Origin of the sequence: Acidiphilium sp. PM (assembly GCF_000219295.1) — a bacterium.
GTDB lineage: Bacteria > Pseudomonadota > Alphaproteobacteria > Acetobacterales > Acetobacteraceae > Acidiphilium > Acidiphilium multivorum.
The window spans coordinates 1-1,981 of the sequence record NZ_AFPR01000539.1 but is presented as its reverse complement, the minus strand read 5'-3'; the positions used below and the strand labels follow the sequence as shown (position 1 = coordinate 1,981).

Annotated in this window: 2 protein-coding genes; one reads left to right on the top strand and one right to left on the bottom strand. The window is 52.5% G+C overall.

Features of this window, described 5'->3' with window-relative positions; genetic code table 11:
* The first annotated feature begins 265 nt into the window (after positions 1–265).
* Positions 266–706, top strand: a complete 441-nt coding sequence (locus tag APM_RS17710) for a VOC family protein (protein ID WP_013640682.1) — start codon at positions 266–268, stop codon at positions 704–706.
* Between the two features lie 235 nt (positions 707–941).
* Here the strand turns inward: APM_RS17710 and APM_RS20815 are convergent, their stop codons facing one another.
* Positions 942–1,703, bottom strand: coding sequence for an FRG domain-containing protein (locus tag APM_RS20815; RefSeq protein ID WP_007424771.1), 762 nt, complete (start codon positions 1,701–1,703; stop codon positions 942–944).
* Between the last annotated feature and the right edge of the window lie 278 nt (positions 1,704–1,981).

Genomic DNA, 1,981 nt, shown 5'->3' with positions numbered 1-1,981 from the left:
CCGAGGTGGGCAGGATGAGATAGACTGCGTGGAGGCTTCGCAATTCCAGATGGAGTGCTTGCGGATGGGGCATTGCCATCCACGGATGCGGTCCAGGTGATCCTGAAAGTGCATTTCCCATCCGCGCCACGATACAGCATCATTATTGGAATCAGAAAATGCGAAAATCAGGAATTTCGCACGAGCGTGGCGAACTTGGGGGGGGGTAGCAGCAGCGGGCAGCTGTAATTACAGCGGTCGGATAGGGGTTAAAGGGCTTATTGGAATGGCAAACTCGGCGAGGCTGGTTCCGGAACTGGTGGTTTCGGACTTGGAGGTGAGCCTGCGTTTTTGGTGCAATCTGATCGGCTTCTCCGTAGCATTCGACCGGCCGGAAACCGGCTTCGCATACCTGGACCTTGACGGTGCTCAGGTAATGCTTGAGCAGCGCAACACGGCAGACGACCAATGGGTGACGGGGCCGCTCGAAGCACCACTTGGTCGTGGCATCAATTTCCAGATCAAGACACCGACCCTCCGGCCGATCCTAGACCGACTGGCAAAAGCGGGATGTTCGCTATTCAAGGAGCCTGAGGAGGCGTGGTATCGAGCCAACACGGTTGAATTCGGCCAGCGACAGTTTCTGGTCATGGACCCGGATGGCTACCTGCTTCGTCTGATCGAAAACATTGGCCAACGTGCTTTCAATGATACCACCAAAATTTAGTATCTGCTTGTCGATGCGCCTGAATGACCTGCAAGTGTCAAAGCCCGGTCGTTTCCGGCTGGTGCGTAATTCACAAGTTATGCGACAATCGGTGACCTAGCTGGGGGAAAGCGGAACGGCTGCTTTAAACAAAGGCTTCTGAGATACCGGACAAACCAACCACTCCCGAGTTTGGCAGATGATAGATGGGTAGGGGCCATTTCCACGAAATGCTAGCGTATATCTTAATAATATCTTACGGGAACACAGCCCCTGCTGTCTTGGCCGCACCCGCAGAGTCAGGATATAGCGATACATCCCAGATGCCATGTTCCAGGCGCAGCCGATCTCGGATTGTCGCTTTGAGTGTTTTTGGAATTAGGTATCGAGCGTGCGATTCAGGTTTGTTTAATAGTTGTTCTATTCGTTCAGCGTGATCTCGGTCGAATATCGATGTAAGAGAATAAAGACCGTCTTGGGCATTTTGTCGGCCAAAACCTGTCGGATAAGTCATACACACAAAAAAATCTAGACCTTTGCCCGGGTAAAATGCCGCCTTCTCAAATTCGTATTTCCATTCAGCCGGGTTTGACCACTGCGATACACCCTTCTTCATGTATTCGCTTTCATCGAACCCCCAAATCTCGCCATCTTCGTCATCATCACAGCAAACCGCAAAATATGCAGCCACAAAGGGTGAGCGCGACCAGTCAAGCAGACGAGTCCGCACACCATGATGGCGCAGTATAGCGAGTGCGATAAGATCATCTGTAAGAGCGATTATTTCCCCTGGGTGTGAGAAGAACCTGGCTGAAGCACGAAAGATGTCTATGCTCCTACGCTCAAGGTTGATCTTCTCAGGACGGGATTTCCCGTTCATCGCATCACGGTCAATCGATGGTATCAAACAATTGTAACATTTTGACTGGCCTCGCGAATACCACTTATCCCCGCGCCACCTCATCAGAAGCTCGAATACTTCACCCTCTGTTGCCAATGTATGAGTTTTCCAGGTCATCTATGCACGATGCACTCGAAATCTGGAGCTTCGCAAGCCGCGATTAGGTGGAGTTGAATGTCTGATTTCGGGATCACGCGATCTGAAGTCTGGCGGCTGCCATGGTCGTTTTCACCGGGGCCAGGGTTGTCGCACAACTTAGGATTTATGCGACAAAGCATATTGTCGCGGTGGATCAGTTGAGATGGCGGCCTTGTCGGTACGCCATACCAAACCTGCCCGCCTGCTCCCGGCCCAACCCCCCGGGCCTTGCTCACCCGTGCAGACCGGGTGCCTCC

Coding starts and splice junctions, on each gene's coding strand:
- APM_RS17710 (WP_013640682.1), top strand. CDS start 266: ATGGCAAACTCGGCGAGGCTGGTTCCGGAACTGGTGGTTTCGGACTTG.
- APM_RS20815 (WP_007424771.1), bottom strand. CDS start 1,703: ATGACCTGGAAAACTCATACATTGGCAACAGAGGGTGAAGTATTCGAG.